Source organism: Corynebacterium frankenforstense DSM 45800 (assembly GCF_001941485.1).
Taxonomy (GTDB): domain Bacteria; phylum Actinomycetota; class Actinomycetes; order Mycobacteriales; family Mycobacteriaceae; genus Corynebacterium; species Corynebacterium frankenforstense.
Window position 1 is genome coordinate 1,628,785 of sequence record NZ_CP009247.1, and the last position, 26,895, is coordinate 1,655,679.

General features: G+C 72.3%; 25 protein-coding genes. 7 read left to right on the forward strand and 18 right to left on the reverse strand.

What is annotated here, in order from left to right; translation table 11 throughout:
• Positions 1-12 precede the first annotated feature (12 nt).
• The 9 genes from CFRA_RS07140 to rimP all read right to left on the reverse strand — a co-directional run bounded on the left by CFRA_RS07140 (position 13) and on the right by rimP (position 9,453).
• Complete coding sequence (locus tag CFRA_RS07140) at positions 13-717, reverse strand: 4'-phosphopantetheinyl transferase family protein (protein ID WP_075664066.1); 705 nt, start codon at positions 715-717, stop codon at positions 13-15.
• Positions 714-1,526 (reverse strand): metallophosphoesterase family protein, encoded by an 813-nt coding sequence (locus CFRA_RS07145; protein ID WP_075664067.1) that lies wholly within the window; start codon positions 1,524-1,526, stop codon positions 714-716. Before CFRA_RS07145 ends, CFRA_RS07140 begins: the two co-directional genes overlap by 4 nt.
• 4 nt (positions 1,527-1,530) lie before the next feature.
• A complete protein-coding gene (locus CFRA_RS07150; RefSeq protein WP_075664068.1) occupies positions 1,531-2,868 on the reverse strand; it encodes an MATE family efflux transporter in 1,338 nt (445 codons plus the stop codon).
• Positions 2,850-3,824 (reverse strand): DHH family phosphoesterase, encoded by a 975-nt coding sequence (locus CFRA_RS07155; protein WP_075664069.1) that lies wholly within the window; start codon positions 3,822-3,824, stop codon positions 2,850-2,852. Before CFRA_RS07155 ends, CFRA_RS07150 begins: the two co-directional genes overlap by 19 nt.
• Before the next feature lie 4 nt (positions 3,825-3,828).
• Entirely contained in the window at positions 3,829-4,263 is a 435-nt protein-coding gene (rbfA, locus tag CFRA_RS07160) for a 30S ribosome-binding factor RbfA (RefSeq protein ID WP_075664070.1), read from the reverse strand.
• A 201-nt stretch (positions 4,264-4,464) separates the two neighbouring features.
• Entirely contained in the window at positions 4,465-7,278 is a 2,814-nt protein-coding gene (gene infB, locus CFRA_RS07165; RefSeq protein WP_075664071.1) for a translation initiation factor IF-2, read from the reverse strand.
• 101 nt (positions 7,279-7,379) lie between these two features.
• Positions 7,380-7,658 (reverse strand): YlxR family protein, encoded by a 279-nt coding sequence (locus tag CFRA_RS07170; protein ID WP_075664072.1) that lies wholly within the window; start codon positions 7,656-7,658, stop codon positions 7,380-7,382.
• A 245-nt stretch (positions 7,659-7,903) separates the two neighbouring features.
• A complete protein-coding gene (nusA, locus tag CFRA_RS07175) occupies positions 7,904-8,905 on the reverse strand; it encodes a transcription termination factor NusA (protein ID WP_075664073.1) in 1,002 nt (333 codons plus the stop codon).
• On the reverse strand, positions 8,902-9,453 hold the full coding sequence (gene rimP, locus CFRA_RS07180) for a ribosome maturation factor RimP (protein WP_075664074.1): 552 nt from the start codon (positions 9,451-9,453) through the stop codon (positions 8,902-8,904). Before rimP ends, nusA begins: the two co-directional genes overlap by 4 nt.
• Positions 9,454-9,491: 38 nt before the next feature.
• On the opposite strand from rimP, the gene CFRA_RS07185 reads away from it, so the two are divergent.
• Positions 9,492-10,310, forward strand: a complete 819-nt coding sequence (locus CFRA_RS07185) for a hypothetical protein (protein ID WP_075664075.1) — start codon at positions 9,492-9,494, stop codon at positions 10,308-10,310.
• Here the strand turns inward: CFRA_RS07185 and CFRA_RS07190 are convergent.
• Together CFRA_RS07190 and CFRA_RS07195 are read right to left on the reverse strand one after the other, a co-directional pair.
• Positions 10,267-10,635 carry a DoxX family protein gene (locus CFRA_RS07190; RefSeq protein WP_075664076.1) on the reverse strand — a complete coding sequence of 123 codons (369 nt, stop codon included), beginning with the start codon at positions 10,633-10,635 and terminating at the stop codon, positions 10,267-10,269. The genes CFRA_RS07185 and CFRA_RS07190 overlap by 44 nt on opposite strands.
• On the reverse strand, positions 10,635-12,395 hold the full coding sequence (locus CFRA_RS07195; RefSeq protein ID WP_075664077.1) for a proline--tRNA ligase: 1,761 nt from the start codon (positions 12,393-12,395) through the stop codon (positions 10,635-10,637). The genes CFRA_RS07190 and CFRA_RS07195 overlap by 1 nt, the downstream gene beginning before the upstream one ends.
• A 55-nt stretch (positions 12,396-12,450) precedes the next feature.
• Between CFRA_RS07195 and yaaA the strand changes: the two genes are divergently transcribed.
• Positions 12,451-13,179, forward strand: a complete 729-nt coding sequence (yaaA, locus tag CFRA_RS07200) for a peroxide stress protein YaaA (RefSeq protein WP_075664078.1) — start codon at positions 12,451-12,453, stop codon at positions 13,177-13,179.
• Positions 13,180-13,212: 33 nt separating this feature from the next.
• Here the strand turns inward: yaaA and cobA are convergent, their stop codons facing one another.
• The gene (cobA, locus tag CFRA_RS07205) at positions 13,213-13,986 is read right to left on the reverse strand and encodes a uroporphyrinogen-III C-methyltransferase (protein ID WP_075664079.1); all 774 of its coding nucleotides are present in this window, start codon (positions 13,984-13,986) and stop codon (positions 13,213-13,215) included.
• A 101-nt stretch (positions 13,987-14,087) separates the two neighbouring features.
• On the opposite strand from cobA, the gene CFRA_RS07210 reads away from it, so the two are divergent.
• Positions 14,088-15,053, forward strand: coding sequence for an ABC transporter substrate-binding protein (locus CFRA_RS07210; protein ID WP_075664080.1), 966 nt, complete (start codon positions 14,088-14,090; stop codon positions 15,051-15,053).
• Positions 15,054-15,194: 141 nt separating this feature from the next.
• Here CFRA_RS07210 and mqo read toward each other — a convergent pair whose 3' ends face one another.
• Positions 15,195-16,682, reverse strand: a complete 1,488-nt coding sequence (gene mqo / locus CFRA_RS07215; protein WP_075664081.1) for a malate dehydrogenase (quinone) — start codon at positions 16,680-16,682, stop codon at positions 15,195-15,197.
• A gap of 203 nt (positions 16,683-16,885) precedes the next feature.
• Between mqo and CFRA_RS07220 the strand changes: the two genes are divergently transcribed.
• From CFRA_RS07220 to CFRA_RS07235, 4 genes are all read left to right on the forward strand, one after another.
• Positions 16,886-17,902 carry an alpha/beta fold hydrolase gene (locus tag CFRA_RS07220; protein WP_075664082.1) on the forward strand — a complete coding sequence of 339 codons (1,017 nt, stop codon included), beginning with the start codon at positions 16,886-16,888 and terminating at the stop codon, positions 17,900-17,902.
• A gap of 64 nt (positions 17,903-17,966) precedes the next feature.
• On the forward strand, positions 17,967-19,340 hold the full coding sequence (gene mtr / locus CFRA_RS07225; protein WP_075664083.1) for a mycothione reductase: 1,374 nt from the start codon (positions 17,967-17,969) through the stop codon (positions 19,338-19,340).
• 135 nt (positions 19,341-19,475) lie between these two features.
• Positions 19,476-19,793 carry a hypothetical protein gene (locus CFRA_RS07230; RefSeq protein WP_075664084.1) on the forward strand — a complete coding sequence of 106 codons (318 nt, stop codon included), beginning with the start codon at positions 19,476-19,478 and terminating at the stop codon, positions 19,791-19,793.
• 58 nt (positions 19,794-19,851) lie between these two features.
• A complete protein-coding gene (locus tag CFRA_RS07235; RefSeq protein ID WP_075664085.1) occupies positions 19,852-20,235 on the forward strand; it encodes a hypothetical protein in 384 nt (127 codons plus the stop codon).
• Between the two features lie 115 nt (positions 20,236-20,350).
• Here the strand turns inward: CFRA_RS07235 and map are convergent, their stop codons facing one another.
• The 5 genes from map to dxr form a co-directional block, all read right to left on the reverse strand.
• Positions 20,351-21,223 (reverse strand): type I methionyl aminopeptidase, encoded by an 873-nt coding sequence (gene map / locus CFRA_RS07240; RefSeq protein WP_075664086.1) that lies wholly within the window; start codon positions 21,221-21,223, stop codon positions 20,351-20,353.
• Positions 21,224-21,243: 20 nt separating this feature from the next.
• Complete coding sequence (locus tag CFRA_RS07245; protein WP_075664087.1) at positions 21,244-23,097, reverse strand: penicillin-binding transpeptidase domain-containing protein; 1,854 nt, start codon at positions 23,095-23,097, stop codon at positions 21,244-21,246.
• Between the two features lie 4 nt (positions 23,098-23,101).
• Positions 23,102-24,280: a flavodoxin-dependent (E)-4-hydroxy-3-methylbut-2-enyl-diphosphate synthase gene (gene ispG / locus CFRA_RS07250; RefSeq protein WP_075664088.1), complete on the reverse strand. Its 1,179-nt coding sequence runs from the start codon at positions 24,278-24,280 to the stop codon at positions 23,102-23,104.
• Positions 24,281-24,414: 134 nt separating this feature from the next.
• Positions 24,415-25,554 (reverse strand): M50 family metallopeptidase, encoded by a 1,140-nt coding sequence (locus CFRA_RS07255; RefSeq protein ID WP_075664089.1) that lies wholly within the window; start codon positions 25,552-25,554, stop codon positions 24,415-24,417.
• Complete coding sequence (dxr, locus tag CFRA_RS07260; RefSeq protein WP_075664090.1) at positions 25,555-26,745, reverse strand: 1-deoxy-D-xylulose-5-phosphate reductoisomerase; 1,191 nt, start codon at positions 26,743-26,745, stop codon at positions 25,555-25,557.
• Between the last annotated feature and the right edge of the window lie 150 nt (positions 26,746-26,895).

A 26,895-nucleotide genomic window follows, 5' to 3' on the forward strand; every position in this document is an offset into this window, starting at 1 on the left:
CCGGGCCGGCGCTCAGGCGTGCAGGTAGCGCCGCGAGACGATGCGGCGCACGGCGGTGGTCGCCACCACGAAGCCCTCGGCCTCCTCCCAGCGGCCCTCGATGAAGGGCACCGGGGTCGGGCGCACCAGCAGATACGACAGGAACGTGCCGTCGGCGCGCAGGTCGATCTCGGCCTGGTCGAACTCGAGGAAGCGCCGGGTCAGGGGGAACCAGGCCTTGTAGGTGGCCTCCTTGGCGCAGAAGAGCAGCCGGTCCGGGTTGGCCACCCCGGCCGCGCGCAGCCGGTCGAGCCGGGAGATCTCCCCCGGTCGGGCGATGGCGCCGAGGACGTCGTCGCCGAGCGGCTCGTTGGGCTCGGCGTCGAGGCCGACCGAGACGGCGCGGGAGCTCTCCACGGCCACCGCCGCGCGCAGCCCGTCGGTGTGGGTGATCGAACCGGTGTAGCCGGTCGGCCACAGCGGCATCCCCCGCTCGCCGCGCAGGATGGGGTCCCCCGGTCCCCCGAGGTCCGCGAGCGCGGTGTGGGCGCACCAGCGGGCGTCGCCGAACTCGGCCTTGCGCTTGGCCACCGCGTGTGAGACGAGCGCCTGCTCGAGCGGGTGCAGGTCGAGGTAGTTCTCCAGGCTCGGCTGCGGCGGCGACTTCTCCGTGATGACGTAGCAGTAGGAGGCGTGCGCCGGGAAGAGCTCGGGGGCGAAGAGTCCGTGGTGGCTCATGGCGTCCTCCCCTCGTGCAGCAGCGGGTAGGGCCAGGGCGGGGCCTGCCCCCCGCGGGGGCGCCACTCGCGGGGATAGCCCAGGGAGACCTCGTGGTGCTCGACGCCGTCGACGGTGAGTGTGCCCGGCATGTGCAGGTGGCCGTAGACGACGGCGCGGGCGTTGTAGCGGCGCGCCCAGTCCCGGGTGTGCCGGGTGCCGCACCACAGGGCCAGCTCCGGCAGCGCCATGCGCAGCGTCGGCTCCTGGACCAGCGGCCAGTGGTTGACCAGCACGGTCGGACCGGTCACCCGGGAGAGCCTGCGCACCGAGTAGGCCAGGCGGTCCCAGCACCACGCGCGCACGTCGACGAAGGGGGCGATCGAGTACTCGTCGGTCATCACGATCTGGCGTGCCCGGGCCCGGGCCAGGGCCTCCTCGACGGAGAGCCCGGCGACCCGGAACGAGTAGTCGTAGAGGGTGAACAGCGGGCAGACCGTCACCCCGTCGAAGACGGGGTAGCGGTCCTCCGGGGTGACCACGCCGAGGGCGCGGCAGGCCTGGACGAGCTCGTCGTAGCGCTGCCGGCCGCGGGCGCGGTCGGTGGAGCGGGCGAAGAGCTCGTGGTTGCCGGGCACCCAGATGACCTTCGCGTAGCGGCCGGCCAGCTCGGCGAGGATCTCGGTGACCACGGCGGGGCGCTCGGCGACGTCCCCGGCGACGATCAGCCAGTCGCGGGGGTTGTCGGGGCTGAGCTCGGCCAGCCGGGCGCGGTTCGCGCGCACCGCGGCGTGCAGGTCCGAGACCGCCCAGAGCGTCCGTTGCGTCATCTGTCTAGGTCACCGCCCACCGCATCGACCGGAAGCGCCACCACACGGCGGCCATGCGCAGGCCGATGAAGGCCACCAGGCCGCACCACACGCCGGTCAGCCCGCCGTCGACGGCGAAGGAGATCCACACCCCGGGCAGGAAGCCCAGGAGCACGGCGAGGATGGTGGCGTTGCGCAGGAAGACCGCGTCGGAGGCGCCGAGCAGCACGCCGTCGAGGGCGAAGACGACCCCGCCCATGACGATCATGACGATCATCAGCCACCAGGGCCCGGCGATGGCCTCGAGGACCGCGGCGTCGGAGGTGAAGATCCTCGGGATCACGCCCGCGCCCAGGGCGAAGACGACGCCGAGCACGCCGGCGAAGGCCACGGAGTACCCGGTGATGCGCCGGCCGGTGCGCCGCGCCGCCTCGACGGTCCCGGCGCCGAGGGCGGCGCCCGTGAGCGTCTGGGCCGCGATGGCCAGCGAGTCGAGCACCAGGGTGATGAAGTTCCACAGCTGGAGCATGACCTGGTGGGAGGCCAGCGACGCGGTGCCGAACCGGGCGGCGACCGCGGCCGCCGAGAGAAAGGCGACCTGGAAGCTCAGCGAGCGCACGATGAGGTCGCGGCCGAGCACCAGCTGGCGGCGGATGACGTCCCAGCGCGGCCGCCAGCCGCCGGAGTGGGCGCGCCCCAGGGCGATCAGGAAGCACGTCGAGGTGATGGCGGTGCCGCACACGTTGGCCCACGCGGAGCCGACCAGGCCGAAGTGCCCGACCAGGTAGGGCACGAGCACGGCGCCGGGGATGACGCCGGCCAGGGTGAAGTAGAGCGGGCGGCGGGTGTCCTGGATGCCGCGCAGCCAGCCGTTGCCGGCCATGACGATCAGGGTCAGCGGGATCGACAGGGCGGCCACGCGCATCCAGTGCGCGGCCTCCGCGGCGACGTCCGGCGAGCCGGTCAGCCAGCCGGCGAAGACCGGGGCGAACAGCTCGATGATCAGCGCGAGCAAAAGACCCACGCCGACGGCGACCCAGGTGGCCTGCACGCCCTCGGCGATGGCGGCGGAGCGCCGCCCCTCGCCGTAGAGGCGGGAGGCGCGCGCGGTGGTGCCGTAGCTGAGGAAGGTCAGCTGGGTGGTCACCTGCGCCTGGATGGTGGTCCCGGCGCCGAGGGCGGCCAGCTCGAAGCCGCCGAGGCGGCCGACGACGGCCGTGTCCAGCAGCAGGTAGAGCGGGGTGGCCGCGAGCACGCCGAGGGCCGGCAGAGCCAGCCCGAAGATCGTGCGGGCCGAGACCTCGGGGGCGGCGGCGCCCTCGCGGGCCGCCTCGTCCCGGTCGGCTACAGCTCGTCGCGACACGTGCGCACCCCCTCCAGCAGCTCGGCGATGACGGACTCCGCCGTGCCCGGCGAGGTGTATCCGGCCGAGGCGCGGTGCCCGCCGCCGCCCAGGTGGACTGCCAGGTGGGAGACGTCGGCGCGCGGGGCGCGCAGGGAGACCGACCAGTGGCCGGGGTACAGCTCCTTGAGCACGGCGGCCACGGTGGCCCCGCGCACGGCGGTGACCATGTCGATGACGACCTCGAGGGCGGACTTCGGGTGGCCCTGCACCTCCGCGCTGTCGGCGACGAGGGTGGCCACGCCGAGCCCGTCGACGTCGTGCATGCGGCTGGTGGACAGCACCCGGCCGATCATGGTCAGGTCGTCGACGCTGACGGCGTCCATGAGCTCGGCGGCGATCCGGCGCGGGTCGAGTCCGGCGGACAGCCAGCGCCCGCCGAGCTCGTGCATGCGTGCGCCACCCCAGCGGAAGCTGCCGGTGTCGGTGACCAGCCCGGCGTAGAGCCCGTGGGCGATGTCGGGCTCGGTGTCGTCGACGCCGAGCTCGGCGAAGAGGTCCGCGAGGATCGTGGTGGTCGACTCGGCCTCGGGAACGATCAGGTTCAGCCCGCCGAAGCCGGGGTTCGACTCGTGGTGGTCGACGCAGACGACCCGGTCCCTGCGCTCCTCGAGCTGCCCGGCCAGGTGTCCGGTGCGGTCCAGGGAGGCGCAGTCGAGCACGAGGTAGAGATCGGCGGGCAGGAGCTCGCGCGAGCAGGTGACCTCGTCGGCGCCGGGGATCGTCAGCAGGTGCGCCTCGACGGCCGCGTCCTGGCCGATCTGGCCGCGGGCGTCAAGCCCGAGGCGGCGCAGCGCGGCGACGGACGCGGTGACCGAGCCGACGGCGTCGGCGTCGGGGCGCAGGTGCGCGACGACGGTGACCGTGCGCGCCCCACGGATCGCCGACGCGACGTCGGCAAGCGTGCCGGACGCCATGGCGTCAGTTCTCGTCGTGGCGGTAGGGGTCGGCCTCGCCGGCCGGCCGGGCCCCCTCGCGGGTGCGGGCCAGCTCCTCGTCGCGGGCGCGGGCGCGCGCCAGCAGCTCCTCCATGCGCGCGCTCGACTCCGGCACGGCGTCGAGCTCGAAGCTCAGCGTCGGGGTGAAGCGGACGCTGAGCTGGTCGCCGACCAGCTTGCGCAGCTGGCCGCGCGCGGCGGCCAGACCGGCGGCGGCTCGCTCGGTGTCGGGCTCGTCGTCGATGCCCTCGCCGCGCACCGTGTAGTAGACGGTGGCGTCGTGCAGGTCGCCGGTCAGGCGGGTGTCGGTGACCGTCACCAGGTTGACGCGGGGGTCCTTGATCTCACGCTCCAGAGCGGTGGCGACGATCGTCTGGATGCGCTTGGCCATGCGGCCCGCGCGGGCGGAATCGGCCATGGTCGGTCCCCTTTCGGTGGCGGAGTTCAGTACCGCGCCAGTCTAGCCGCCCCCGCCCGCGGGCGGCCACCAGGTCGCCGCCCGTCGCCGGGCCGCGTCAGCCGGCCCGCACGGCTGCGGGCATGCGGGAGGGCCGGCGCCCGCTCCCCCGCTCAGGGAAAGCCGGCACCGGCCCTCTCGGTCACGCGCCCACGGCCTCGATCAGGCCTCGCGCGGGACCTCCACGGTCTCGAAGACCTGGATCTTGTCGCCGACGGCGATGTCCGGGTAGCTGAGCACCATGCCGCACTCGTAGCCGGCCGTGACCTCGGTGGCGTCGTCCTTGCCGCGGCGCAGCGACTCGATGGTCGCCTTCTCCGCGATGACGTTGCCGTCGCGGACCAGGCGCACGGTCGCGCCACGGCGGACCTTGCCGGTCTCGACCATGCAGCCGGCGATGAGGCCGACGGCGGAGGCCTTGAACAGCTGACGGATCTCCGCCTCGCCCAGGTCGCGGTCCTCGTAGACCGGCTTGAGCATGCCCTTCAGGGCCGCCTCGACCTCGTCGATGGCCTGGTAGATCACGGTGTAGTACCGGATGTCCACGCCCTCGGCGTTGGCCTCCTCGGTCGCCTTGCCCTCGGAACGGACGTTGAACGCGATGATCACCGCGTCCGAGGCGGCGGCCAGCGAGACGTTGGTCTGCGTGACCGCACCGACGCCGCGGTCGATGATGTTCAGCTCGACCTCGTCGTCCACCTCGATCTTGAGCAGGGCGTCCTCCAGGGCCTCCACCGAACCGGCGTTGTCGCCCTTGAGGATGAGGTTGAGCGTCGAGGTCTCCTTGAGCACCTTGTCCAGGTCCTCGAGGGAGACGCGCTTGCGGCGCTTGGCGGCCTCGGCCGAACGGCGGCGCGCGTCACGCTGGTTGGCGATCTGACGCGCCACGCGGTCGTCCTCGACGACGAGCAGGTTGTCGCCGGCGCCCGGGACCCCGTTGAGGCCCTGGACCTGGACCGGCCGCGACGGACCGGCCTCCTCGACGTCCTCGCCGTACTCGTCGAGCATGCGGCGCACGCGGCCGTAGGTGTCGCCGGCGACGATGGAGTCGCCGACGCGCAGCGTGCCGCGCTGGACGATGACGGTGGCCACCGGACCACGGCCGCGGTCCAGGTGCGCCTCGATGGCGACACCCTGGGCGTCCATCTCCGGGTTGGCGCGCAGGTCCAGCGCCGCGTCGGCGGTCAGCAGGACGGCCTCGAGCAGCTTGTCGATGTTCTGGGCCTGCTTGGCGGAGATGTCGACGAACATGGTGTCGCCGCCGTACTCCTCCGGCACCAGGCCGTACTCGGTCAGCTGCCCGCGGATGCGCTCCGGCTGGGCCTCCGGCTTGTCGATCTTGTTGACCGCGACCACGATCGGCACGTCGGCCGCCTTGGCGTGGTTGATCGCCTCGACCGTCTGCGGCATGACGCCGTCGTCGGCCGCGACGACCAGGACCGCGATGTCCGTCGACTCGGCGCCGCGGGCACGCATGGCGGTGAACGCCTCGTGACCCGGGGTGTCCAGGAACGTGATCGTGCGCTCCCGGTCGTCGACGTCCACGTCGACCTGGTAGGCGCCGATGCCCTGGGTGATGCCGCCGGCCTCGCCCTTGCCCACGTTGCTGTGGCGGATGGCGTCCAGCAGGCGGGTCTTGCCGTGGTCGACGTGACCCATGACGGTGACCACCGGAGGACGACGCTCGAGGTCGTCCTCGGTGCCCTCGTCCTCGCCGAACTGCAGGTCGAAGGACTCGAGGAGCTCGCGGTCCTCGTCCTCCGGGGAGACGACCTCGACCTTGTAGTTCATCTCGTCGCCGAGCAGCTGCAGCGTCTCGTCGGAGACGCTGGCGGTCGCGGTGACCATCTCACCCAGGTTGAACAGCGCCTGGACGAGCGACGAGGCCTCGGTGCCGATCTTCTCGGCGAAGTCCGACAGGGAAGCGCCACGGCGCAGCCGCAGCGTCTTGCCCTTGCCGTCGGGCAGGTGCACACCGCCGACGACCTTCGGGGCCTTCATCGCCTCGTACTCGTGCCGCTTCTGCCGCTTCGACTTGCGACGACGACGCGGCGGGCCGCCCGGACGCCCGAAGGCACCCGCGGTACCGCCGCGACGACCGCCCCGGCCGCCGCGGAAACCACCCGGAGGGCCACCGTGGCCGCCCGGGCCGCCTCGCCGACCGCCACGGCCGCCGCGACGCCCGCCGGTGGCGGACTTCGCCGGCATCTGGCCGGGGCTCGGGTGGGACGGCATCATGGCCGGCGTCGGCCGCTTGCCGCCGCCGTTGCCGCCGGAACCGGAGCCGGAGCCGCGCTTCTTGGCGCCGCCGGTGCCGCCCGGACGCGGGGCCGGACGCTCGTTGCGGCCGGTCGAGAACGGGTTGTTGGCCACGCGCGGCGCCTTGGCGCCCGGGCGCGGGCCCGGCTTGGGCTGACCGCCGCGCGGACGCGGCATCGCGCCCGGCTTCGGGGCGGACTTGCCGTGACCGTGGCCGTCGCCACGGTGCTGACCGTGCTGGCCGTGCTGACCCTGCCCCGGCTTCGGGGCGGACTTCTTCGCCTCGGCCTGGCCGGGCTTGGGGGCCTGGCCGGGCTTCGGGGTGGACTTCTTCGCCTCGGCCTGGCCGGGCTTCGGCGCCTGGCCCGGCTTCGGGGCGGCCTGGCCCGGCTTGGGCGCGGCCTTCTTGGCGGCGGCCTGGCCGGGCTTCGGGGCCTGACCCGGCTTCGGGGCGGCCTTCTTGGCCCCCTGGCCGGGCTTCGGTGCCTGGCCGGGCTTCTTGCCCTGGGCAGGCTTCTTGGCCGGAGCGGACTTCTCGTCCGACTTCTCCGGCTGCTTCGCCTCGTAGATGCCACGCATCTTGCGCACCACCGGCGGTTCGATGGTGGACGAGGCGGTCTTGACGAACTCGCCCTGCTCCTTAAGCGTGGCGAGCAGTTCCTTGCTGGTTACACCGAGCTGTTTCGCCAGCTCGTGTACGCGTAACTTTCCGGGCACTTCTCTCCTCTAACTCTGTGCTAGAAGCCGAGAAGGTCCCTGCCTTCCGGCTCCCAGCCTGTGTTGATGATGTTCATCGCTGATGCTTCATCGGGTGCTCATCAGGGATCGGTCTTCCTTTTCAGGTCGGGATCGGCCAGGTATTCGCGGACCTGGCCGGTGTCCGTTTCGGCGGACACCCTGAGCGCGCGCTGAATCGCACGGCGCTGGCAAGCAAGGTCCAGTGCGTCGAGATCGGGGGTGATCCAGGCGCCGCGGCCGGGGAGGCGGCGGCGCGGATCGGGAATGATGCGGTCCGGGTCGGAGGGATCGACGACCAGCCGGAGCAGTTCGGTGTCCGCCTTTCGCTGATGCGTGGCGACACAGGTACGTACCGGCATCCTCTTCCGTACCGCTCCCTTCTCTTCTCGCACGTGGGCCGCGGAACATTCTACGCCATCAATCAGCGAATCTGTACTCGCCCCGGTCGCCGGGGACGGCCGCCCCTTCAGCGCGGGTTCAACGTCCGTTCACCGCCGGTTCGCCGGGGTTCACCCCGTCGGGGTCCGTCTCCCCGGGCATGCGCGCGGCCCGCGCCCCGGCGTCCGCACGGGGTCACGGGCCGTCACTCAGGCCGCTCGGCGGCTCACTCCTCGATGTCGGAGTGGATGTCGATCTTCCAGCCGGTGAGACGCGCGGCCAGGCGGGCGTTCTGGCCCTCGCGGCCGATGGCCAGCGAGAGCTGGTAGTCCGGCACGGTCACCCGGGCGGCGTGCGCCTCGGCGTCGGTGACCTCGACGCGCACGACCTTGGACGGGGCCAGGGCGTTGCCGACGTAGGTGGCCGGGTCCTCCGAGTAGTCGATGATGTCGATCTTCTCGCCGGCGAGCTCGGCCATGACGTTGCGCACGCGCTGGCCGCGCGGGCCGATGCAGGCGCCCTTCGCGTTGAGGCCCTTGACCTTGCCGGCGACGGCCATCTTGGTGCGGTGGCCGGCCTCGCGGGCGATGCCGACGACCTCGACGGAGCCCTCGGCGATCTCGGGGACCTCGAGGGCGAACAGGCCGCGGATCAGCTCCGGGTGGGTGCGCGAGAGCTGGATCTGCAGGTTGCGCGGGCCGCGGGAGACGCCGACGACGTAGGTGCGCACGCGGTCGCCGTGCTTGAGCTCCTCGCCCGGGATCTGCTCGGCGGGCAGCAGGATGCCGTCCTGGCTGTCGAGCTCGGTGCCGAGCTCGACGACGACGATGCCGCGGGAGTTGGCCGTGGCGTCGGCCTGGACGACGCCGCTGACCACGGTGCCGACGATCTCCTGGTAGGCCTCGTAGGCCTGGCCGGTCTCGGCCTCGCGCAGGCGGCGCACGATGGCCTCGCGCACGGCGTGGGCGCCGACGCGGGAGAAGTTCGTGGGGGTGTCGTCGTACTCCTCGACGACCTCGCCGTCCTCGTCACGCTCGGTGACGATCACGGCCACGTCGCCGCTGGCGGAGTCGATGTCGACGCGGGCAGCGGAGCGCTCCGTCGCCGTGGTCCCGCGGAACTCGCGGTAGGCGCCCAGCAGCGCCCCGGCGATCGTCTCGAGCATGTCCCCTACGGGGATGTCCTTGTCCTTCTCGATCGTGCGCAGCGCGTCGATGTCGATATTCACTTGTCGTCCTTTCGCGTGACGGTGTTCAGCGACTCAAAATCCGCCCCGGTCAGTTCGGTCTCCTGCTCCGGGGCAGAGGAGAATTCTACCTGAACGACCGCGCGCGGTGAATCCGCCACCTTGAGCAGGCGCACCGACAGGTCCGCGCCGACGAGCGCGACGGTCTCCTCGGCGGCGTCGAGCGGCCCGATGCGCCAGGTCTGCGGGGTCTCCCCCTCCGCGGTCAGCTCGACGAGCCGGTGGCGGTTGCGCCGCCAGTGGCGCGGGGCCGTCAGCGGGGTGTCGATCCCGGGCGTGGTCACCTGCAGCGTGTAGCCGGCGCCCAGGCGCAGCTCGCCTCGCTCCTCGGCGGCGTCGAGGAGGTCGGAGAGTCTCTTGGAGACCTCCTCGAGGCGGTCGAGGTCGGGCCGCTCGTCGGCGTCGACGGCGACGGCGATGACGGACTTCTTGCCCGCGGGGGTCGCCTTGACGTTCTCGAGGTCGAGACCGAAGTCGGCGACGGCGGGGGCGAGCAGTTCGGACAGTTCTGCGGCGGTCGGGAATGCCATGGCCCCAACACTATCCGCCGCGGGTAGCATGCCGGTTCGTGACCTCCCCCGCCCGTACCCGTAGCACCCGCCGCACCCGCCCGCACCGCCTGACCGCCCGCCGCCGGGCGCTGACCGCCGCCGTGCTCGTCGCCTGCGCGCTCGGCGCGACGTCGTGCTCGGTCCTGGGGCCGCGTCCCGACGCCGCGGTGCTCGAGCTGGCGCGCGGCACGCTCGCCGCCGCCGAGGAGTCCGACTCCCCGCTGCGCGCGCGGCAGGCCGACCAGCTATTCGACGAGGTCGAGCGCCTATGCGGTGAGCCGCTGCCGGAGAGCTGCGCGGTCGAGCGCACCACCGACGGCGTGGTGCCGGCGGGGCTCAAGGCGACCGTCGACGCCGTCGACGAGGTGCCCGAGGAGTCCGCGGACCTCGTCGCCGCCCAGGCGGTGGACCTCGCCGTCGCCGAGAACGAGCCCGGTGCCACGGACGTGGCCCTGCCGGATCCGGAGGACGTCTCCGTCGAGGGCCTGACCGAAGGGGACGCCGAGGCGCTGCGCGAGCTGCTCTCCTGGGAACAGGCGCTGCGCTACGGGCTGACCTCGGCCGCGGCGTGGGCGGGCCCGCAGGACGCCCTGGTCGCCGCCAGCGACCGGCGCGCGGCCGTGCTCACGGCGCTGCTGGAGCAGGCCGACGCGCCGGTGCCCTCCCCCGCGACCGGCTACGAGTTCGAGGTGGCGCCGGCCGAGCTGCCGGCGCGGGCCGCCGAGGACACGGCGGCGCTGTGGACGCGCACGGCCGCCGGCGTCGAGGCCGACGCCGTGCGCGCGGTGGTGGTCAGCGGCGCGGCGAACGCCAGACTGACCAACCCGACCAGATGAGCGGCAGCTGCAGGGGCAGCCGGCCGTAGGCCACGGCCAGCCAGCCCGGGCCCTTGCCGGCGCGGGTCCACTGGCGGGCCATCTCGACGTTCGCGGGGAAGACCGCGGTCATCAGCGCCGCGGTGGCCAGGCCGCCGTAGCGGCGCACCTTCTCGTCCGGGCAGGCCATCGCCGCGGCGCAGCCGAGCTCGGCCACGCCCGAGGCGTAGGTGTAGGCCCGCGCCGAGCCGGGCAGGGCGGCGGGCACGATCGAGTCGAAGGGCTCGGGCTTGAGGAAGTGCAGCACGCCCGCACCGCCGAGCAGGGCGATCATGAAGCGACGCATCAGCGGGCCTCCTCGACGGCGGCGAGGATGTCCTCGACCGCGGAGTCGACCGGCACGTTGCGGGTCTCGCCGCCGCGCTCGCGCAGCTCCACGTGGCCCTCGGCGAAGCCGCGGCCCAGGATCGCGATGAAGGGCATGCCCAGCAGCTCGGCGTCCTTGAACTTCACGCCGGGGCTGACCTTTTTCCGGTCGTCGAAGAGCACGTCCAGGCCCGCCGCCGAGAGCTTCTCGGCCAGGCGGCCGGCGGCCTCGACGGCCTCCGGGTCCTTGTTCGCGGCGACGACGTGCACCGGGTAGGGCGCCACGGAGACCGGCCAGTTCAGACCCTTCTCGTCGTGGCGCTGCTCGGCGAGGACGGCCAGCAGGCGGGAGACGCCGATGCCGTAGGAGCCCATGGTGGGCACGACGCGCTTGCCGTTCTCGTCGAGGATCTTCACGTCGAAGGCCTCGGTGTACTTGCGGCCGAGCTGGAAGATGTGGCCGATCTCGATGCCGCGCTCCAGCGTGAGCGTGCCGTGGCCCTCGGGGGCCGGGTCGCCCTCGCGGATCTCGGCGGCCTCGACGTAGCCGTCCGGGGTGAAGTCGCGGCCGCACACCACGCCCACGGCGTGGCGCTGCGGGGCGTCGGCACCCGTGATCCAGGTGGTGCCGCGCACCACGCGCGGATCGGCGAGCACGCGCACGCCGTTGGCGGCCAGCCCGACGGGGCCGACGTAGCCCTTGACCAGGAACGGGTTGGCGGCGAAGTCCTCCTCGCCGGCCAGCTCGACCTCGGCGGGCTCGAGGGCGGCCTCGAGGCGCTTCATGTCGGCCTCGCGGTCGCCGGGCAGCAGCACGCCGGTCAGCTCCGGCTCGCCGCCGGGCTCGGTGACCTTGACCACCAGGCACTTCAGCGTGTCGGTCAGCTCGACGTCGCGGCCGTCGACGGTCACGCCGGCCGAGCGCGCCCACTCCACCAGGGTGTCCATGGTCGCGGCATCCGGGGTCTCGTGGACGGTCATCTCGGGCAGGCCCTCGACCTCGCGCTCGGCGGGGTGCGGGGTGACCACGGCCTCGACGTTGGCCGCGTAGTCGCCCTCGGTGGCGCGCACGAAGGTGTCCTCGCCGTTGTCCGAGACGGCCAGGAACTCCTCGCTGGCCGAGCCGCCCATCGCGCCCGAGGTCGCGTGGCAGATGGCGTAGTCCACGCCGAGGCGGTCGAAGATGCGCTGGTAGGCCTCGCGGTGCTTCGCGTAGGACTCGTCGAGGCCCTCGTCGGTCATGTCGAAGGAGTACGAGTCCTTCATGGTGAACTCGCGGCCGCGCAGGATCCCGGCGCGCGGGCGCTCCTCGTCGCGGTACTTCGTCTGGATCTGGTACAGGGTGACCGGGAAGTCCTTGTACGAGTTGTAGAGGTCCTTGACGGTGAGGGCGAACATCTCCTCGTGGGTCGGCCCGAGCAGCATGTCGTTGCCCTTGCGGTCCTTCAGGCGCAGCAGGGCGTCGCCGTACTCGGTCCACCGGTCGGTGGTCTCGTAGGGCTCGCGCGGCAGCAGCGCCGGGAAGAGGAGCTCCTGGGCGCCGATGCGGTCCATCTCCTCGCGCACGACGTTCTCGACGGCGCGGAAGGCCTTCAGCCCCAGCGGCAGCCAGGAGTACACGCCCGGCGCGACGCGGCGGATGTAGCCCGCGCGCACGAGCAGCTTGTGACTGGGTACTTCGGCGTCCGCCGGATCCTCGCGGAGGGTGCGCAGGAACAGCGTCGAAAGGCGTGTGATCATGTCTGGGAACTCTACCCGCACCCCGCCGCGGGGCGGGGACGTAGTCTGGGGAGCCGTGTTGATCGTGCTGCCTCCCTCCGAGACCAAGGCCCCCGGCGGCTCCGGCGCCCCGCTCGACGTGGCGTCGCTGTCCTTCCCCGGCCTCAACCCCGTGCGCCGCGAGCTGATCGCGGAGCTGAGCTCCCTCGACGTCGACACCGCACTCGAGGTGCTCGGCATCTCCGGGCGGCTGCGTGGCGAGGCCGAGGCCAACCGCGAGCTGGCCGAGGCGCCCACGATGCCGGCCATCGAGCGCTACACCGGCGTGCTCTTTGACGCGCTCGACGCGCCGTCGCTCTCCGGCGCCGCGCGGTCCCGCCTGGCGGTCGGCTCGGCGTTGTTCGGGCTGGTGCGCGCGAACGACCTCATCCCCCACTACCGCCTCTCGGCGGGCAACAAGCTGGGCGGGCGCACGCTCAGGTCGCGCTGGGGCAAGGCGATCACCGCCGAGCTCGAGGCGCTCGACGGGCTGGTGGTGGACCTGCGCAGCGGCGCCTACCAGCAGCTGGGCCGTTTCCGCGAGGCGGTGACGGTGCGCGTGGAGACCCCGGAGGGCAAGGTGGTCAGCCACTTCAACAAGCACTACAAGGGCGAGCTGGCCCGGGTGCTGGCCGGGTGCCCCGACGAGCCGGACGACGCCGCCGGCGTGGTGCGCGTGGCCCGCGCGGCGGGCCTGGACGCGCGGGTGGACGAGAACCCGCCGAAGTCGGCGCCCCACCAGGTGATCCTCACCGTCGAGCGCTGAGCGGCGCCGGCGCGACTGCCGACGCCGCGTGGGTCACCGCCGGGCGGCGACCTCGCCGATGACGTAGACGGCCGGGGAGGCGACCCGCTCGCGCTCCATCGTCTCCCCCAGCGTGCCCAGGGTGCAGTAAAAGACGCGCTCGCGGGCGGTGGTGCCCTCCTGGATCACGCACGCCGGGGTGCCGGCGGCCATACCGCCCTCGGCGAGGGCGGCGGCGATCTCGGCGGCGTGGCGCACGCCCATGATCACGCAGACGGTGCCGCCGGCGGCGGCCAGCGCGTGCCAGTCGACCAGGCTGCGCGCGTCACCCGGGGCGAGGTGCCCGCTGACGACGGTGAAGGAGTGCACCACCCCGCGCTCGGTGACGGGCACGCCCACGGCGGCGGGCACGGCCACCGCACTGGTCACGCCGGGCACCACCGTGCAGGCGACCCCGGCGCGCGCACACGCGCGCACCTCCTCGGAACCGCGCCCGAAGACGAAGGGGTCGCCGCCCTTGAGGCGCACGACGTTCCTGCCCGCCCGGGCGTGCTCCACCATGAGACGGTTCGTGGTCTCCTGGGCGACCTTGCGCGAATACGGCAACTTCGCGACGTCGACAATCTCTTTTCCCGCCGTGTCGCACAGCCGGTCCAGCTCGGCGGTGGGGCCGAGGTGGTCGGTGAGGATGACGTCGGCGTCCTGGAGCGCGTGCATGCCGCGCACGGTGATCAGGTCCCAGGCTCCGGGACCGCCGCCGACGAGGGTGACGCGACCGCGCGTGGCGGGCACTTCAGGGTTGTCTTCCGGCACCGTGGGGGAAACCATGGGAACACATGTTAGCCCGCTGTGTGCCCCTGTTGGCGCGGCGGCTCGGCGCGGCCTTAGAGTGATGGGCGGACAAGCTGTCACGTTCCCGAAAGGCCCGCATGTTCCCCAAGCGTCTCGCACTGATCACCGCCGTCTGCGCCTCCGGGGCCCTCCTCGCCGCCTGCGGCGGTGAGGGCGCCCAGGAGGAGACCACGACGTCCTCCGCGACCGCCACCGAGACCACCCAGACCACCGAGACCACCGAGGCCGCCCCCGACCACGTCGAGCGGCTCACCGCCGCCGTGCCCGAGCTGCGCGGCGTGCCCGAGTTCGCGCAGAAGGTCGCCGACAGCGAGGCGGTGCGCGAGGCCGCCGACGACGTCGCGATCGACACCTGGGCCGACGATTCCGAGACCGACCACCTGCTGGCCGACGGCGAGCACGACATCGTCGTCGCCCCGGTGCAGAAGGCCGCGCGCGCCTTCCACGAGGGCGCGGACATCAGGCTGGCGGGCGCCACCTTCTGGCAGCCGCTGGTGGTCGCCGGTCTCGGCGAGACCCCCGAGGACCCGAACGACGCCTCGCAGTGGACCGGCGAGCTGGCCGGCGAGAAGATCGCCACCGCCCTGCCCGAGGACTCGGTGCCGACGCTGGCGCTGCGCCACATCCTCGACCGCAACGAGCTGCAGGACACCGAGATCATGCACGTGGCGGACACCGCCGCCGCGCAGGCCGCCGTCGACGAGGGCGAGGCCGCCGCGATGCTGACCTACGCCGCCACCGACACCGACCTCAACCACCTGTTCAAGCTGCAGGACGAGTGGGCGCGCACCACCGGCTCGCTGCCGCGGCTGCCCTCGCTGGGTGTCATCGTCACCGCGGACTTCGCCGAGGAGCACCGCGACGTGGTGCGCACCGTCGTGCGCGCGGCCTCCGACGAGGCCGGCGAGGACCGCGAGCTGCTGCCCGGCCGCGAGGTCTCCTCGGAGCTCGGCCGCTTCTACGAGAACATCGGCCAGACCGCCGAGGACGTCATCGGCGCGCGCACGATCGACCCCGAGTTCTTCCTCAAGCGCCGCGCCTGAGGCAGCGGTGTCACCGGGGCGCTGAGCGACCTCCGGCACCGCCGGACGGGGCCGGTCGGCAGCGCCCCTCCCCCGGGCCCCGGCACCGGCCCGGACATGACAACGGCCCCCGCATCTCGCGGGGGCCGTTTTCTCGTGCGCTCAGCGGTTGAGCTGCAGCGTGTTCTGGGTGCGCTCCCAGGTCTCGGCGAAGAGCTCCGGCTCGACGGCGAACTTGCGGCCGTAGGACGGGATGAGCTCGTGCAGCTTGTCGGACCAGTCGATCATGCGCTCGCCGAAGCAGCGCTCGAGCAGCTCCAGCATCGCCGCCGGGGCGATGGAGGCGCCCGGGGAGGCGCCGAGCAGACCGGCGATGGAGCCCTCGGAGTTGTTGATCACGGCGGTGCCGAACTCCAGGGAGCCGAAGCGCGGGGCCGGCGCGGGGCGGATGACCTGCACGCGCTGGCCGGCGACGATGAGCTCCCAGTCCTTGCCCTCGGCGGTCGGCATGTACTCGCGCAGGGTCTCCATGCGCGCGTCGAAGTTCTTGGTGACCTCGCTGATCAGGTACTTGGTCAGGTCGAACTCCTGGACGGCCACACCCAGGTAGCTGGGGATGTTGTCCGGGCGGATCGACTTGAACAGGTCCAGGTAGGAACCCTTCTTGAGGAACTTCGGGGTCCAGCCGCCGTAGGGGCCGAACAGCAGGCCCTTCTCCCCGTCGATGACGCGGGTGTCCAGGTGCGGCACGGACATCGGCGGGGCGCCGACGCGGGCCTTGCCGTAGACCTTGGCGCGGTGCTGCTCGATGAGCTCCGGGTTGGTGCAGCGCAGCCACATGCCGGAGATCGGGAAGCCGGCGATGCCGCGGACCTCGTTGAGGCCGGCGGAGCGCAGCAGGTCCAGCGCGTAGCCGCCGGCACCGACGAAGACGAAGTTGGCGCGCACGGCCTTGCGGTCGCCGGTGTGGACGTTCTTGTAGTACACGATCCACTTGTCGCCGTCCGGACGGATGCGGGTGACCTCGTGGCCGTAGCGGAACTCGGTGCCGGCCTTCTCGGCGTGGGCGACGAACTGGCGGGTCAGGGCACCGTAGTTGATGTCGGTGCCGGCCTCGGTCCAGGAGATGGCGACCGGCTCGGAGAAGTCGCGGCCCTTGGCCATCAGCGGCAGCTTCTCCGAGAAGACGTCCTTGTCGTCGGTGAACTGCATGCCCGGGAAGAGGGTGTGCTCACGCAGGGTGTCATAGCGGCGGCGCAGGTAGTCGACCTGCTCCTGGCCCTGCGCCAGCGAGACGTGCGGGACCGGGTTGATGAACTCCTTCGGGTCGCCCAGCACGCCGTGCTCGACCTGGTGGCTCCAGAACTGACGCGAGACCTGGAACTTCTCGTTGATGTTGACGGCCTTGGTGATGTCCAGCAGGCCGTTCTTCTCCGGGGTGTAGTTCAGCTCGCACAGGGCCGAGTGGCCGGTGCCCGCGTTGTTCCAGGGCGAGGACGACTCGAGGGCCGGGCCGTCGAGGCGCTCCAGGACCATCTGGGTCCAGTCGGGCTGCAGCTCCCGGAGCATCGCGCCGAGCGTCGTACTCACGATGCCCGCACCGATGAGTGCGACATCGACCTCGTCGGTGATCTTTGCGGTTTCTGACACCTTTGTCTTCCCCTCACATGGACTGTCGGTCGCCCGCCCGGACGGGAACACCGGGACCAGGGCTGGGCAGACCGGGATGGCTGACCTTGTCACAGCCAGCTTACGCCGTACCGGAGTGACCGGGGTCAAATGGCCCACCCCCTGGCTGCTCCGCTACACCGCACCCCCGCCCACCCCGGCCGGGGCCGGTACACTCAACGGCCATGACCGACACGATGTGGCAACCGTGGGCCCCCGACATCCTCGGCCCGGACTTCGAGAGCGCGACGCTGCGCCTCGGCCCCGACCCCGACGGCGAGGGCGAGGCGGTGGCCACGCTCGTGCGGCGCACCCCCGTCACCGACGGCCCGGCGGTGCTGTGGATCCACGGCATGACCGACTACTTCTTCCAGGACCACCTGGCCGCCCACCTGGCCGAGGCCGGCTACGCCTTCTACGCGCTGGACCTGCGCAAGTGCGGCCGCTCCCACCGCCGCGGGCAGCGCTGGCACTACACCAGCGACCTGCGCCACTACCACCCGGAGCTGACCGCTGCGCTCGATCACGTCGCCGCCCGGCACCCGAGCGTCGTGCCGATGGCGCACTCGACCGGCGGGTTGATCGCCGTGCTCTGGTTCGACTGGCTGCGCCGGGCCCGCCCGGAGCTGGCCCGCCGGGTCGCGGGCATGGTCCTGGACAGCCCGTGGCTGGCGCTGCAGTACGGCGCGCGCAGCCCGCTGATCGCCGGGGCGGCCCACGTGCTCGGCCGGCTGCGCCCGGGCATGGCGCTGCCCGGCGGCGACCTCAACGCCTACGGCGAGTCCATCGCCGCCGACTGGGACTTCGACGAGCGCTACAAGCCCGTGGCCGGCACCCCGAAGTACGCGGGCTGGCTGCTGGCGGTCGTGCGCGGCATGGAGCAGCTGCGCGGCGGGCTCGACCTGCACCTGCCGGTGCTCACGCTCACCTCGGACCGCTCCTGGCTGGGCCGTCCCTACTCGGCGGCGTCGGACACGGCGGACACCGTCCTCGACGTCGAGGCCATCTGGCCGGTGGCCGAGTCCCTGGGCGACGCCGCCGAGGTGGTCCCCGTGCCGGGGGCCCGCCACGACGTCTACCTCTCCCTGCCGCTGGCTCTGGAGCAGGCGCTGACCGAGACCACCGGCTTCCTCGACCGCGTCACCGGCGGCGATGACACCGACGCGGCCGGCCCCGGCTCCGCGGACGACACCGCGCGCTGAAACCGGCCACAATGGTGGGGCGGCCGCGGGAGACCCCGGGGCCTGGCCGAGGAACGAGGAGCAGATGAAGACCTACGACCTGATCATCGTCGGCACCGGTTCGGGTAACTCCATCCCGGACGAGGGCTTCGACGGGATGTCCATCGCCATCGTCGAGGAGGGCCGCTTCGGCGGCACCTGCCTGAACGTCGGCTGCATCCCGACGAAGATGTTCGTCTACCCCGCCGAGGTCGCCGCCGAGGCCGCCGACGCCCGCCGCCTGGGCGTCGAGCTGGACCTGAAGTCCGTGGACTGGCGCGACATCCAGCGCCGCGTCTTCGCCGAGAAGGTCGACCCGATCGCCGCCGGCGGCGAGGAGTACCGCCGCGGGGACCGCACCCCCAACATCGACGTCTACGCCGGGCACGCCGTCTTCTGCGGGCCGCGCACGCTGCGCGTCGGCGACGAGGAGATCGCCGGGCGGCAGATCGTGCTCGCCGTCGGCTCGCGCCCGGTGATCCCGGAACAGATCGCCTCCTCGGGCGTGCGCTACCGCACCAACGAGGACGTCATGCGGCTCCCCGAGCGCCCGGAGCGCCTGGTCATCGTCGGCGGCGGCTACATCGCCATGGAGTTCGCCCATGTCTTCGCCTCGCTGGGCACGAAGGTGACCGTGCTCGTGCGCTCCGGCGCGGCCCTGCGCCACCTCGACGAGGAGCTCGTCGGGCGCTTCAACGACGCCGCTCGCGAGCGCTTCGACATCCGCTACCACACCGAGGTGGTCTCGCTTGCCGACGCCGCGGACGGCGCCGTCGAGGTCGAGGTCACCGGTGGTGAGAGGATCACCGCCGACGAGGTGCTGGTGGCCACCGGCCGGGTGCCCAACGGCGACCTCCTCGAGGCCGCCGCCGGCGGCGTGGAGGTCGACGGCGGGCGCGTGGTCGTCGACGAGTACGGCCGTTCCGTCAGCGCCGAGGGCGTGTGGGCGCTCGGCGACGTCTCCTCGCCGTACATGCTCAAGCACGTCGCCAACGCGGAGGCGCGCGCCGTGCAGCACAACCTGCTGCACCCCGGGGACCTGCGCCGCATGCCGCACGAGGCCGTGCCGGCGGCGGTGTTCACCCACCCGCAGATCGCCTCGGTGGGCCTGACGGAGCAGGAGGCGCGCGAGTCCGGCCGCGAGCTCACGGTCAAGGTCCAGGAGTACGGCGACGTCGCCTACGGCTGGGCGATGGACGAGCACGTCGGGGTGGTCAAGCTGATCGCCGACCGCGGCAGCGGACGCCTGCTCGGCGCGCACATCCTGGGCGCCCAGGCGCCGACGCTGATCCAGACCGAGGTCACCGCGATGGCCTTCGACCTGGACGTGCGCGAGCTGGCCCGGGGCCAGTATTGGATTCACCCGGCACTGCCGGAGGTCGTGGAGAACGCCCTGCTCGGGCTGGATTTCGCGGATTAGTCCCGGGCCGGCGGCAGAAAAATCGCGGCTGAGAACTCACAGCGTTCAATAACCTTTTTATTATGGTTTTGCCCGCCCGGGTTCACCCCGGGCGCCGCCCGAAACCTGACCACTCCGACGCTAAGGAAGTTTCTCATGCGTTCCATCCGTCGCGCCGCAGTCGCCGGCGCCGCCGCCCTCGCCCTGACCGTGTCGGGCATGTCCGTCGCCTCCGCCGCCGAGGAGGCCCCCCAGCAGGGCCCGAGCCTCTCCTCGCAGGTCGGCGAGAACATGGAGAAGGATAAGCCCTTCGACTTCAACGGCTTCGTCACCTCCTCCGAGGATGACTCCGCGAAGATCGACAACGCCCCGGTCTGGGCCAAGGTTCTCTTCGCCGGCACCGTCCTCGGCGCCATCGGCTCCTTCATCGGCCTGATCGTCGGCCCGATCGCCAACTTCATCAACCACGGCTAAATCGCGGCGCCCCGCTCCGCACCACCACACGACCCGAAAGGTAAAGGACAAGAACCCCATGCGTTCCTTCCGCACCGCGGCCGTGGCCGTCGCCACCGCCGCCGCCGTCACCCTGACCGGCACCACCGTCGCCTCCGCCGAGGACTCCAACCCCGGCGCCCCGAACGACGACGTCACCACCGCCACCGAGAACGTCGGGAACTTCGGCAACTCCTACAACGACGAAAAGGGCGAGCGCATCCCGGACGCCGCAGACGATCGCAACCAGAGCGATGAAAACAACGGCGCAAACATGCTCGGCGACGAGAAGAACTGGAACAAGGTCTCCAACGCCAACAAGACCTGGTACGCGGTGACCCTCGCCGGTGTCGTCGGCACCGTCATCGGCGGCATCATCGGCGCCGTCAACTGGCTGAAGTACAACGGCATCCTGCCCGGCTAACTCCCCTCCGGACACAGGGCCGACTTCCACCGAAAGAACAGACCCGCCGCGCGAGTGCGCGGCGGGTCTTTCGCGTGCCCCGGGCGGCCACGAGGGCGCCGGGGCGCTCACCGGATCAGAAGGTCTCGGTGGGCAGGGTGAGGATCTCGTTGCCGTCCTCGGTGATGACCAGGGTGTGCTCGAACTGGGCGGTGAACTTGCCGTCGCGGTTCTGCACGGTCCAGCCGTTGTCCCAGATGTCGTAGGCCAGGTCGCCGAGGTTGATCATCGGCTCGATGGTCAGGGTCATGCCCGGCTCGAGGACGTCGCGGTAGGCCTCCGAGTCGTAGTGCAGCACCACCAGGCCGTTGTGGAAGGTCGGCCCGACGCCGTGGCCGGTGAAGTCGGTGACGACGTTGTATCCGAAGCGCTTGGCGTAGCTCTCGATGACGCGGCCGATGACGTTGATCTCGCGGCCCGGCTTGGCGACCTTGATGCCGCGCATCATGGCCTCCCTGGTGCGCTCGACGAGCAGCTTGTGCTCCTCGGAGACGTCACCGGACAGGAAGGTGGCGTTGGTGTCGCCGTGCACGCCGTTCTTGTAGGCGGTGACGTCGATGTTGACGATGTCGCCGTCCTCGATGACGGTCGAGTCCGGGATGCCGTGGCAGACGATCTCGTTGAGCGAGACGCAGCAGGACTTGGGGAAGCCGCGGTAGCCCAGGGTGGACGGGTAGGCGCCGTGGTCACACATGTAGTCGTGGGCGACGCGGTCGATCTCGTCGGTGGTCACGCCCGGGGCGACGGCCGCGCCGGCGGCGGCCAGCGCGTTGGCGGCGATCTCCGAGGCCTCACGCATCGCCTCGATGGTCTCCGGGGTCTGGACGAAGGGCTCGCCCACGTTCTCCTGGACCTCGTCCTTCCAGGCGTACTCGGGTCGCTCGATGGACTCCGGGACGGTCCGGATGGGGGTGGGCTTGCCTTCAGTCAGCTTCGCACGTTCGGTCATGGACCTCATCGTAATACCGGCTACGGCTCCGTGGCCTCCCCGGGTGCCGCGCCGATCTCCTCGGACTGCGCGTCGCCGTCGAGGTGCCGGAAGAACTCGTCGGTGATGGCCACCGAGGTCTCCGAGCCGCCGCCGTAGACGACGAGGGTGGCGAAGGCGATGTCGTCGCGGTAGCCGGCGAACCAGGCGTGCGAGCCGTCGTTGACCTCGGCCTCACCGGTCTTGCCGTGGATCTCTCCCCCGGCGCTCATGCCGGCGGCCGTGCCGTTGGTGACCACGGTGCGCATCATGCGCTGCAGCGCCGCGATCGCCTCCGGGTCCGGCGGATCGATCCGCTCGTCGACCGTGGTCTCGCGCCCGGCGACCAGCTGCGGGGTGGGGGTGCGCCCGGCGGCCGCGGTGGCCGCGGCCATGGCCAGGCCGAAGGGGCTGGCCAGGTCGAGGCCCTGGCCGTAACCGGACTCGGTGCGGTCCAGCGGGGTCTCGCCGAAGGGCACTGTGCCGGTGACCGTCTCCAGGCCGGGGATGTCGTAGCTGAGTCCCAGGCCGAACTGCTTGGCGGTGTGCTCGAGCCGGCCGGGCTCCAGCTTGGTCGAGATGTCGGCGAAGGTGGTGTTGCAGGAACGGGCGAAGGCGGTCTCCAGCGAGGTGTCGCCCACACCGGAGGCGTTGTAGTTGGTCACGGTGCGCCCGTAGATGTCCATCGTGCCCGGGCACGGGACCGTCGAGTCGGGAGTCAGCCCCTCGTCGGCGACACCGGCGGTGGCGGTGATCATCTTGAACACCGAGCCGGGCGGGTACTGCCCGGTCAGGGCGATGTCGCCGTCCTTGTCGGCCTCCGGGGTCTGGGCCACGGCGAGGATGTCGCCGTTGGAGGGCCGCACGGCCACGATCACGGCCTTCTGCTCCGCGTGCGCCTCCAGCGCACGCTGGGCGGCCAGCTGGACGGAGTGGTCGATGCTCACGCGCACCGCGGGTGCCAGCCGGGCGTCGTGGTGCTCGACGTCGTCAAGCTCGTTGCCCTCGGGGTTGACCACGGCAACCCGCCAGCCGTTCGCGCCGTCGAGCTCGTCGCCGACGGTGGCGCGCACGCGCGAGAGGATGTCCGGGGCGAAGCCCGGCTCCGGGGTGACCATCGCGGCCTCGTCGTTGAGGGTGACCGCGGCGTCGCCGGCGAAGCGCCCGGCGACGGCGTCGGCGGCGGCGTCGTCGAGCATCGCCACCGAGTAGGGCCCGTCGGTCTCGCGCAGGTTCTTCTCCAGCTCGGCCGGGTCGCCGCCGGCGTCGACGTCGGCGGCGTGCAGGGCCTCGGTGACCTCCCGGGCCAGCCTGCCGGGGGTGTCGGTCTTCGAGCCGTCGACGAGCAGGCGGTGGCGCACGCCGGGGGTGAGCAGGGCGACGCCGTCGGAACTGACGACGCTCGCCTTCTCGGCGACGACCGGGCGCAGCTCGAGGTGCTGGTGGGCGCCCAGGCGCGGGTGCAGCACGGTCGGCTGCCAGTGCACGGTCCAGTCGCGCTCCTCGCGCTGCAGGTGCACGTCCGTGTCGTAGGCGAAGTCGCGCCCGCGCGGCAGGTGCCAGGTCAGGCGGGCGTGCGCGGTCGCGGTGGCCGCGTCGGTCGACTCGGGCGTGTCCAGCCCGGTCAGCTCGGCGTCGAGCCCCTCGGCCTGCAGCCCCGACCAGGTCTGCTCGGTCGCGGCCCGGGCCTCGTCGGGCGCGTCGACGAGGCCTGCCACCGTGTCGAGGTCGGCCTCGGCCAGCGCCGCCAGGAAGTCCGCCGCGACCGGTTCGGCCGACGGCGGCTTCGGGGTGCAGGCGACCAGGCCCGCGGCGGCGAGGGCCGCGGTGAGGAGAAACGCCAGCAGCCTGCGCACGGTGCTACCCCGTGACGCGCACGGACGGGCCGGCGCCGTTGTTCTGGGCGGCGGCCAGCTCGTCGGGGTCCATGTCCTCGGCGAGGCGCTGGGCCTCCTCGAGCAGGGTCTCGACGATCTTGGACTCGGGCACGGTCTTGATGACCTCGCCCTTGACGAAGATCTGGCCCTTGCCGTTGCCGGAGGCCACGCCGAGGTCGGCGTCGCGGGCCTCGCCCGGGCCGTTGACCACGCAGCCCATCACGGCGACGCGCAGCGGGATGTCGAGGCCCTCCATGCCGGCGGTGACCTCCTCGGCCAGGGTGTAGACGTCCACCTGGGCGCGTCCGCAGGACGGGCAGGAGACGATCTCGAGGCCGCGCTGGCGCAGGTTGAGCGACTGCAGGATCTGGTCGCCGACCTTGATCTCCTCGACCGGGTCGGCGGACAGGGAGACACGGATGGTGTCGCCGATGCCGGAGCCGAGCAGCCAGCCGAAGGCCACGGAGGACTTGATGGTGCCCTGGAAGGCCGGGCCGGCCTCGGTGACGCCCAGGTGCAGCGGGTAGTCGGTCTTGGCGGCCAGCTGACGGTAGGCCTCGACCATGACGACCGGGTCGTTGTGCTTGACGGAGATGGCGATGTCGCCGAAGCCGTACTCCTCGAAGAGACCGGCCTCCCAGATGGCGGACTCGACCAGCGCCTCCGGGGTGGCCTTGCCGTACTTCTCCAGCAGGCGCTTGTCCAGCGAACCGGCGTTGACGCCGATGCGGATCGGCACGCCGGCGTCACCGGCGGCCTTGGCGACCTCCTTGACGCGGCCGTCGAACTCGCGGATGTTACCCGGGTTGACGCGCACGGCCGCGCAGCCGGCGTCGATGGCGGCGAAGATGTACTTCGGCTGGAAGTGGATGTCCGCGATGACCGGGATCGGCGACTTCTTCGCGATCGCGGGCAGCGCGTCGGCGTCCACCGTCTTCGGGCAGGCGACGCGCACGATGTCGCAGCCGGTCGCCGTCAGCTGGGCGATCTGCTGCAGCGTCGCGTTGACGTCGTGGGTGCGCGTCGTGGTCATCGACTGCACGGAGACCGGATAGTCGGAGCCGACGCCGACGTCACCGACCATGAGCTGGCGGGTCTTGCGGCGCGGGGCCAGGGTGGGCGGCGGTGCGTCGGGGAGTCCGAGACCGACGGTATTCGACACTGTGCATGCTCCTTGGATCAAACGGGTTCGCGCCGATTCTACCGCCCGGCGGCAACGCGGGTCGGGAGGCCGGGCCGCGGCGGGCGCGCGCCGCGACCGGGCTCACGGGCGGGGTCCCTACCGGGCCCCGGACCTCAGCCGAAGAGGCGCACCGGGTTGACCACGTCGGCGACGATGACCACCGCGCCGAGCGCCAGCAGCGCGGCGCCGACGGCGTAGGTCAGCGGCAGCAGCCGGGTGTAGTCGGCCGGGCCGGCCGGCGGCAGCCCGCGCAGGGCGCGCACCCGGTCGCGCACGGCCTCCCAGATGACGACGGCGACGTGCCCGCCGTCGAAGGGCGGCAGCGGGATGAGGTTGAACAGCGCCAGGAAGAAGTTCAGCGAGGCCAGCATCATCCAGAAGACGTCCCACAGGGAACGCTCGACCAGCTCGCCGCCCACGCGCGAGGCGCCGACGACGCTCATCGGCGACTCCTGGGAGCGCTCGCCGCCGAAGATGCTGGCGACCACCCCGGGGATCTGGGCGGGCAGCTTGCCCAGCGCGGTCAGCGTGCCCTGGAGCAGCTCGCCGGTGTAGGCGCCGGTGGCGGGCACGGCCTCCAGGGGCCCGAAGCGCTTGACGGCCTCGGGCACCGGGGCGCCGACCAGGCCGACCGCGCCCACTCCCCCGGCGTCGGCGACGTCGACGTCGACCGTGCGCCGGGCGCCGTCGCGCTCGACGGTCAGCTCGGCGTCGCCGCCGGGCATCTCACGAACCGTCTCGCGCAGGGTCAGGAAGTCCGGGATCTCCTCGCCGTCGACGGCCAGGATCCGGTCGCCTTCCTCGATGTCGGCGGCCGCGGCGGTGCCGTCGGGCAGCACCTCGCCGACCACGGCGGTGCGGTCGGCGTAGGGGTTGGGGATGCCGCTGGTGACGGCCACCCCGTAGAGGATGGTGAGGCCGATCAGCAGGTTCATCAGGATCCCGCCGAGCAGCACCACGACCCGCTTCCAGCGGGCCTGGTTGCGCATGGCGTAGGGCTCCTCGTCCTCGGTGACCTCGTCGAGGGCCGTCATGCCGGCGATCTCGCAGAAGCCGCCGAGCGGCAGCGCGCACACGCCGTAGCGGGTCTGCCCGATCTTCCTCGAGAAGACCTCGGGGCCGAAGCCGATCATGTAGCGGCGCACGCGCATGCCGAAGCTGCGGGCCGCCACCAGGTGGCCCGCCTCGTGCAGCGCGATGGTGACCGCGATGCCCAGGGCGAACAGCGCCACCCCGGCGATGTAGGCGACCACCTAGCCGGCCGCCTTCTCCGCGGCCGCCCGGGCACGCTCGCGCGCGGTGCGCTCCGCGGCGTAGACGTCCTCGACGTCGCGCGGCTCGCCGGCGAAGTCCCCGGCGCCCTCGACGACCTCCTCGACGACGTCGACGATCTGCGGGAAGCGCAGGCGCCCGTTGAGGAAGGCGTCGGCGGCCTCCTCGTTGGCGGCGTTGTAGACCGCCGGCCAGGTCCCACCGCGGCGGGCCATCTCGCGGGCCAGCTCCACGGCCGGGAAGTTCTTGTTGTCCAGCGGCGCGAAGTCCCAGGAGTAGGTGCTGCCGAAGTCGAGGAAGGGCTCGACCTCGGGCACGCGGTCCGGCCAGCCGAGCGCCAGCGAGATCGGCAGGCGCATCGAGGGCCGCGAGGCCTCGGCGATGGTGACGCCGTCGGCGAAGGTGACCATGGAGTGGATGATCGACTGCGGGTGGACCACCACGTCGACGGCGTCGGGGGCGACGTCGAAGAGCAGCGTCGCCTCGATCAGCTCCAGGCCCTTGTTGACCAGGGTGGCGGAGTTGAGCGTGTTCATCTGGCCCATCGACCACACCGGGTGCTTGCCGGCCTGCTCCGGGGTGACCGGCCACATGCGGCGGCGGTCCCAGCCGCGGAACGGCCCGCCGGAGGCGGTGAGCACCAGGCGGGCGACCTCGGCGCGCGAGCCGCCGCGCATGGCCTGCGCCATCGCGGAGTGCTCGGAGTCGACCGGAACGATCTGGCCGGGCTTCGCGCGCCTGGTGACCAGCCGGCCGCCGGCGACGAGGGACTCCTTGTTGGCCAGCGCCAGGGTGGCCCCGGAGTCGATGGTGGCCAGCGTGGCGGGCAGGCCCTGCGAGCCGACCATGCCGTTGAGCACGGTGTCGACCTCGCCGGCGGTCTCCTCGACGAGCACGCGGGCGGCGTCGGCGCCGGCGATGACCTCGCCGCCGAGGCGGTCGGCGACGCGGCGGGCGGCCGACTCGTCGGCCACGGCCACCCGCTCCGGGGCCAGCCCCAGGGTCTCGGCCTGTTCGGCCAGGGCCCCGGGGTTGCCGCCGCCGGCGGCGATGCCGACGACCTCGAAGCGCTCGGGGTGCTCGGAGACGACCTCGAGGGCCTGCGTGCCGATGGATCCGGTGGAGCCCAGAAGGACGATGCGTTTCCTGTTCTGCTCAGTCACGGCGACCATTGTTCCATCTTCGCCCGCCCCACGCGGCCGTGCCCCGGGCACACCGCAGCCGCGCCCCGGACACACCGCAGCCGCGCCCCGGCCACACCGCAGCCGCACCACGGCCGCGCCCCGCGCGGCCGCCACGCACCCGCCGTCAGGGGTACGCCC

Coding starts and splice junctions, on each gene's coding strand:
- CFRA_RS07140 (WP_075664066.1), bottom strand. CDS start 717: ATGAGCCACCACGGACTCTTCGCCCCCGAGCTCTTCCCGGCGCACGCC.
- CFRA_RS07145 (WP_075664067.1), bottom strand. CDS start 1,526: ATGACGCAACGGACGCTCTGGGCGGTCTCGGACCTGCACGCCGCGGTG.
- CFRA_RS07155 (WP_075664069.1), bottom strand. CDS start 3,824: ATGGCGTCCGGCACGCTTGCCGACGTCGCGTCGGCGATCCGTGGGGCG.
- rbfA (WP_075664070.1), bottom strand. CDS start 4,263: ATGGCCGATTCCGCCCGCGCGGGCCGCATGGCCAAGCGCATCCAGACG.
- CFRA_RS07170 (WP_075664072.1), bottom strand. CDS start 7,658: ATGCCGGTACGTACCTGTGTCGCCACGCATCAGCGAAAGGCGGACACC.
- rimP (WP_075664074.1), bottom strand. CDS start 9,453: ATGGCATTCCCGACCGCCGCAGAACTGTCCGAACTGCTCGCCCCCGCC.
- CFRA_RS07190 (WP_075664076.1), bottom strand. CDS start 10,635: ATGCGTCGCTTCATGATCGCCCTGCTCGGCGGTGCGGGCGTGCTGCAC.
- CFRA_RS07195 (WP_075664077.1), bottom strand. CDS start 12,395: ATGATCACACGCCTTTCGACGCTGTTCCTGCGCACCCTCCGCGAGGAT.
- cobA (WP_075664079.1), bottom strand. CDS start 13,986: ATGGTTTCCCCCACGGTGCCGGAAGACAACCCTGAAGTGCCCGCCACG.
- CFRA_RS07210 (WP_075664080.1), top strand. CDS start 14,088: ATGTTCCCCAAGCGTCTCGCACTGATCACCGCCGTCTGCGCCTCCGGG.
- CFRA_RS07220 (WP_075664082.1), top strand. CDS start 16,886: ATGACCGACACGATGTGGCAACCGTGGGCCCCCGACATCCTCGGCCCG.
- mtr (WP_075664083.1), top strand. CDS start 17,967: ATGAAGACCTACGACCTGATCATCGTCGGCACCGGTTCGGGTAACTCC.
- CFRA_RS07230 (WP_075664084.1), top strand. CDS start 19,476: ATGCGTTCCATCCGTCGCGCCGCAGTCGCCGGCGCCGCCGCCCTCGCC.
- CFRA_RS07235 (WP_075664085.1), top strand. CDS start 19,852: ATGCGTTCCTTCCGCACCGCGGCCGTGGCCGTCGCCACCGCCGCCGCC.
- map (WP_075664086.1), bottom strand. CDS start 21,223: ATGACCGAACGTGCGAAGCTGACTGAAGGCAAGCCCACCCCCATCCGG.
- dxr (WP_075664090.1), bottom strand. CDS start 26,745: ATGGTCGCCGTGACTGAGCAGAACAGGAAACGCATCGTCCTTCTGGGC.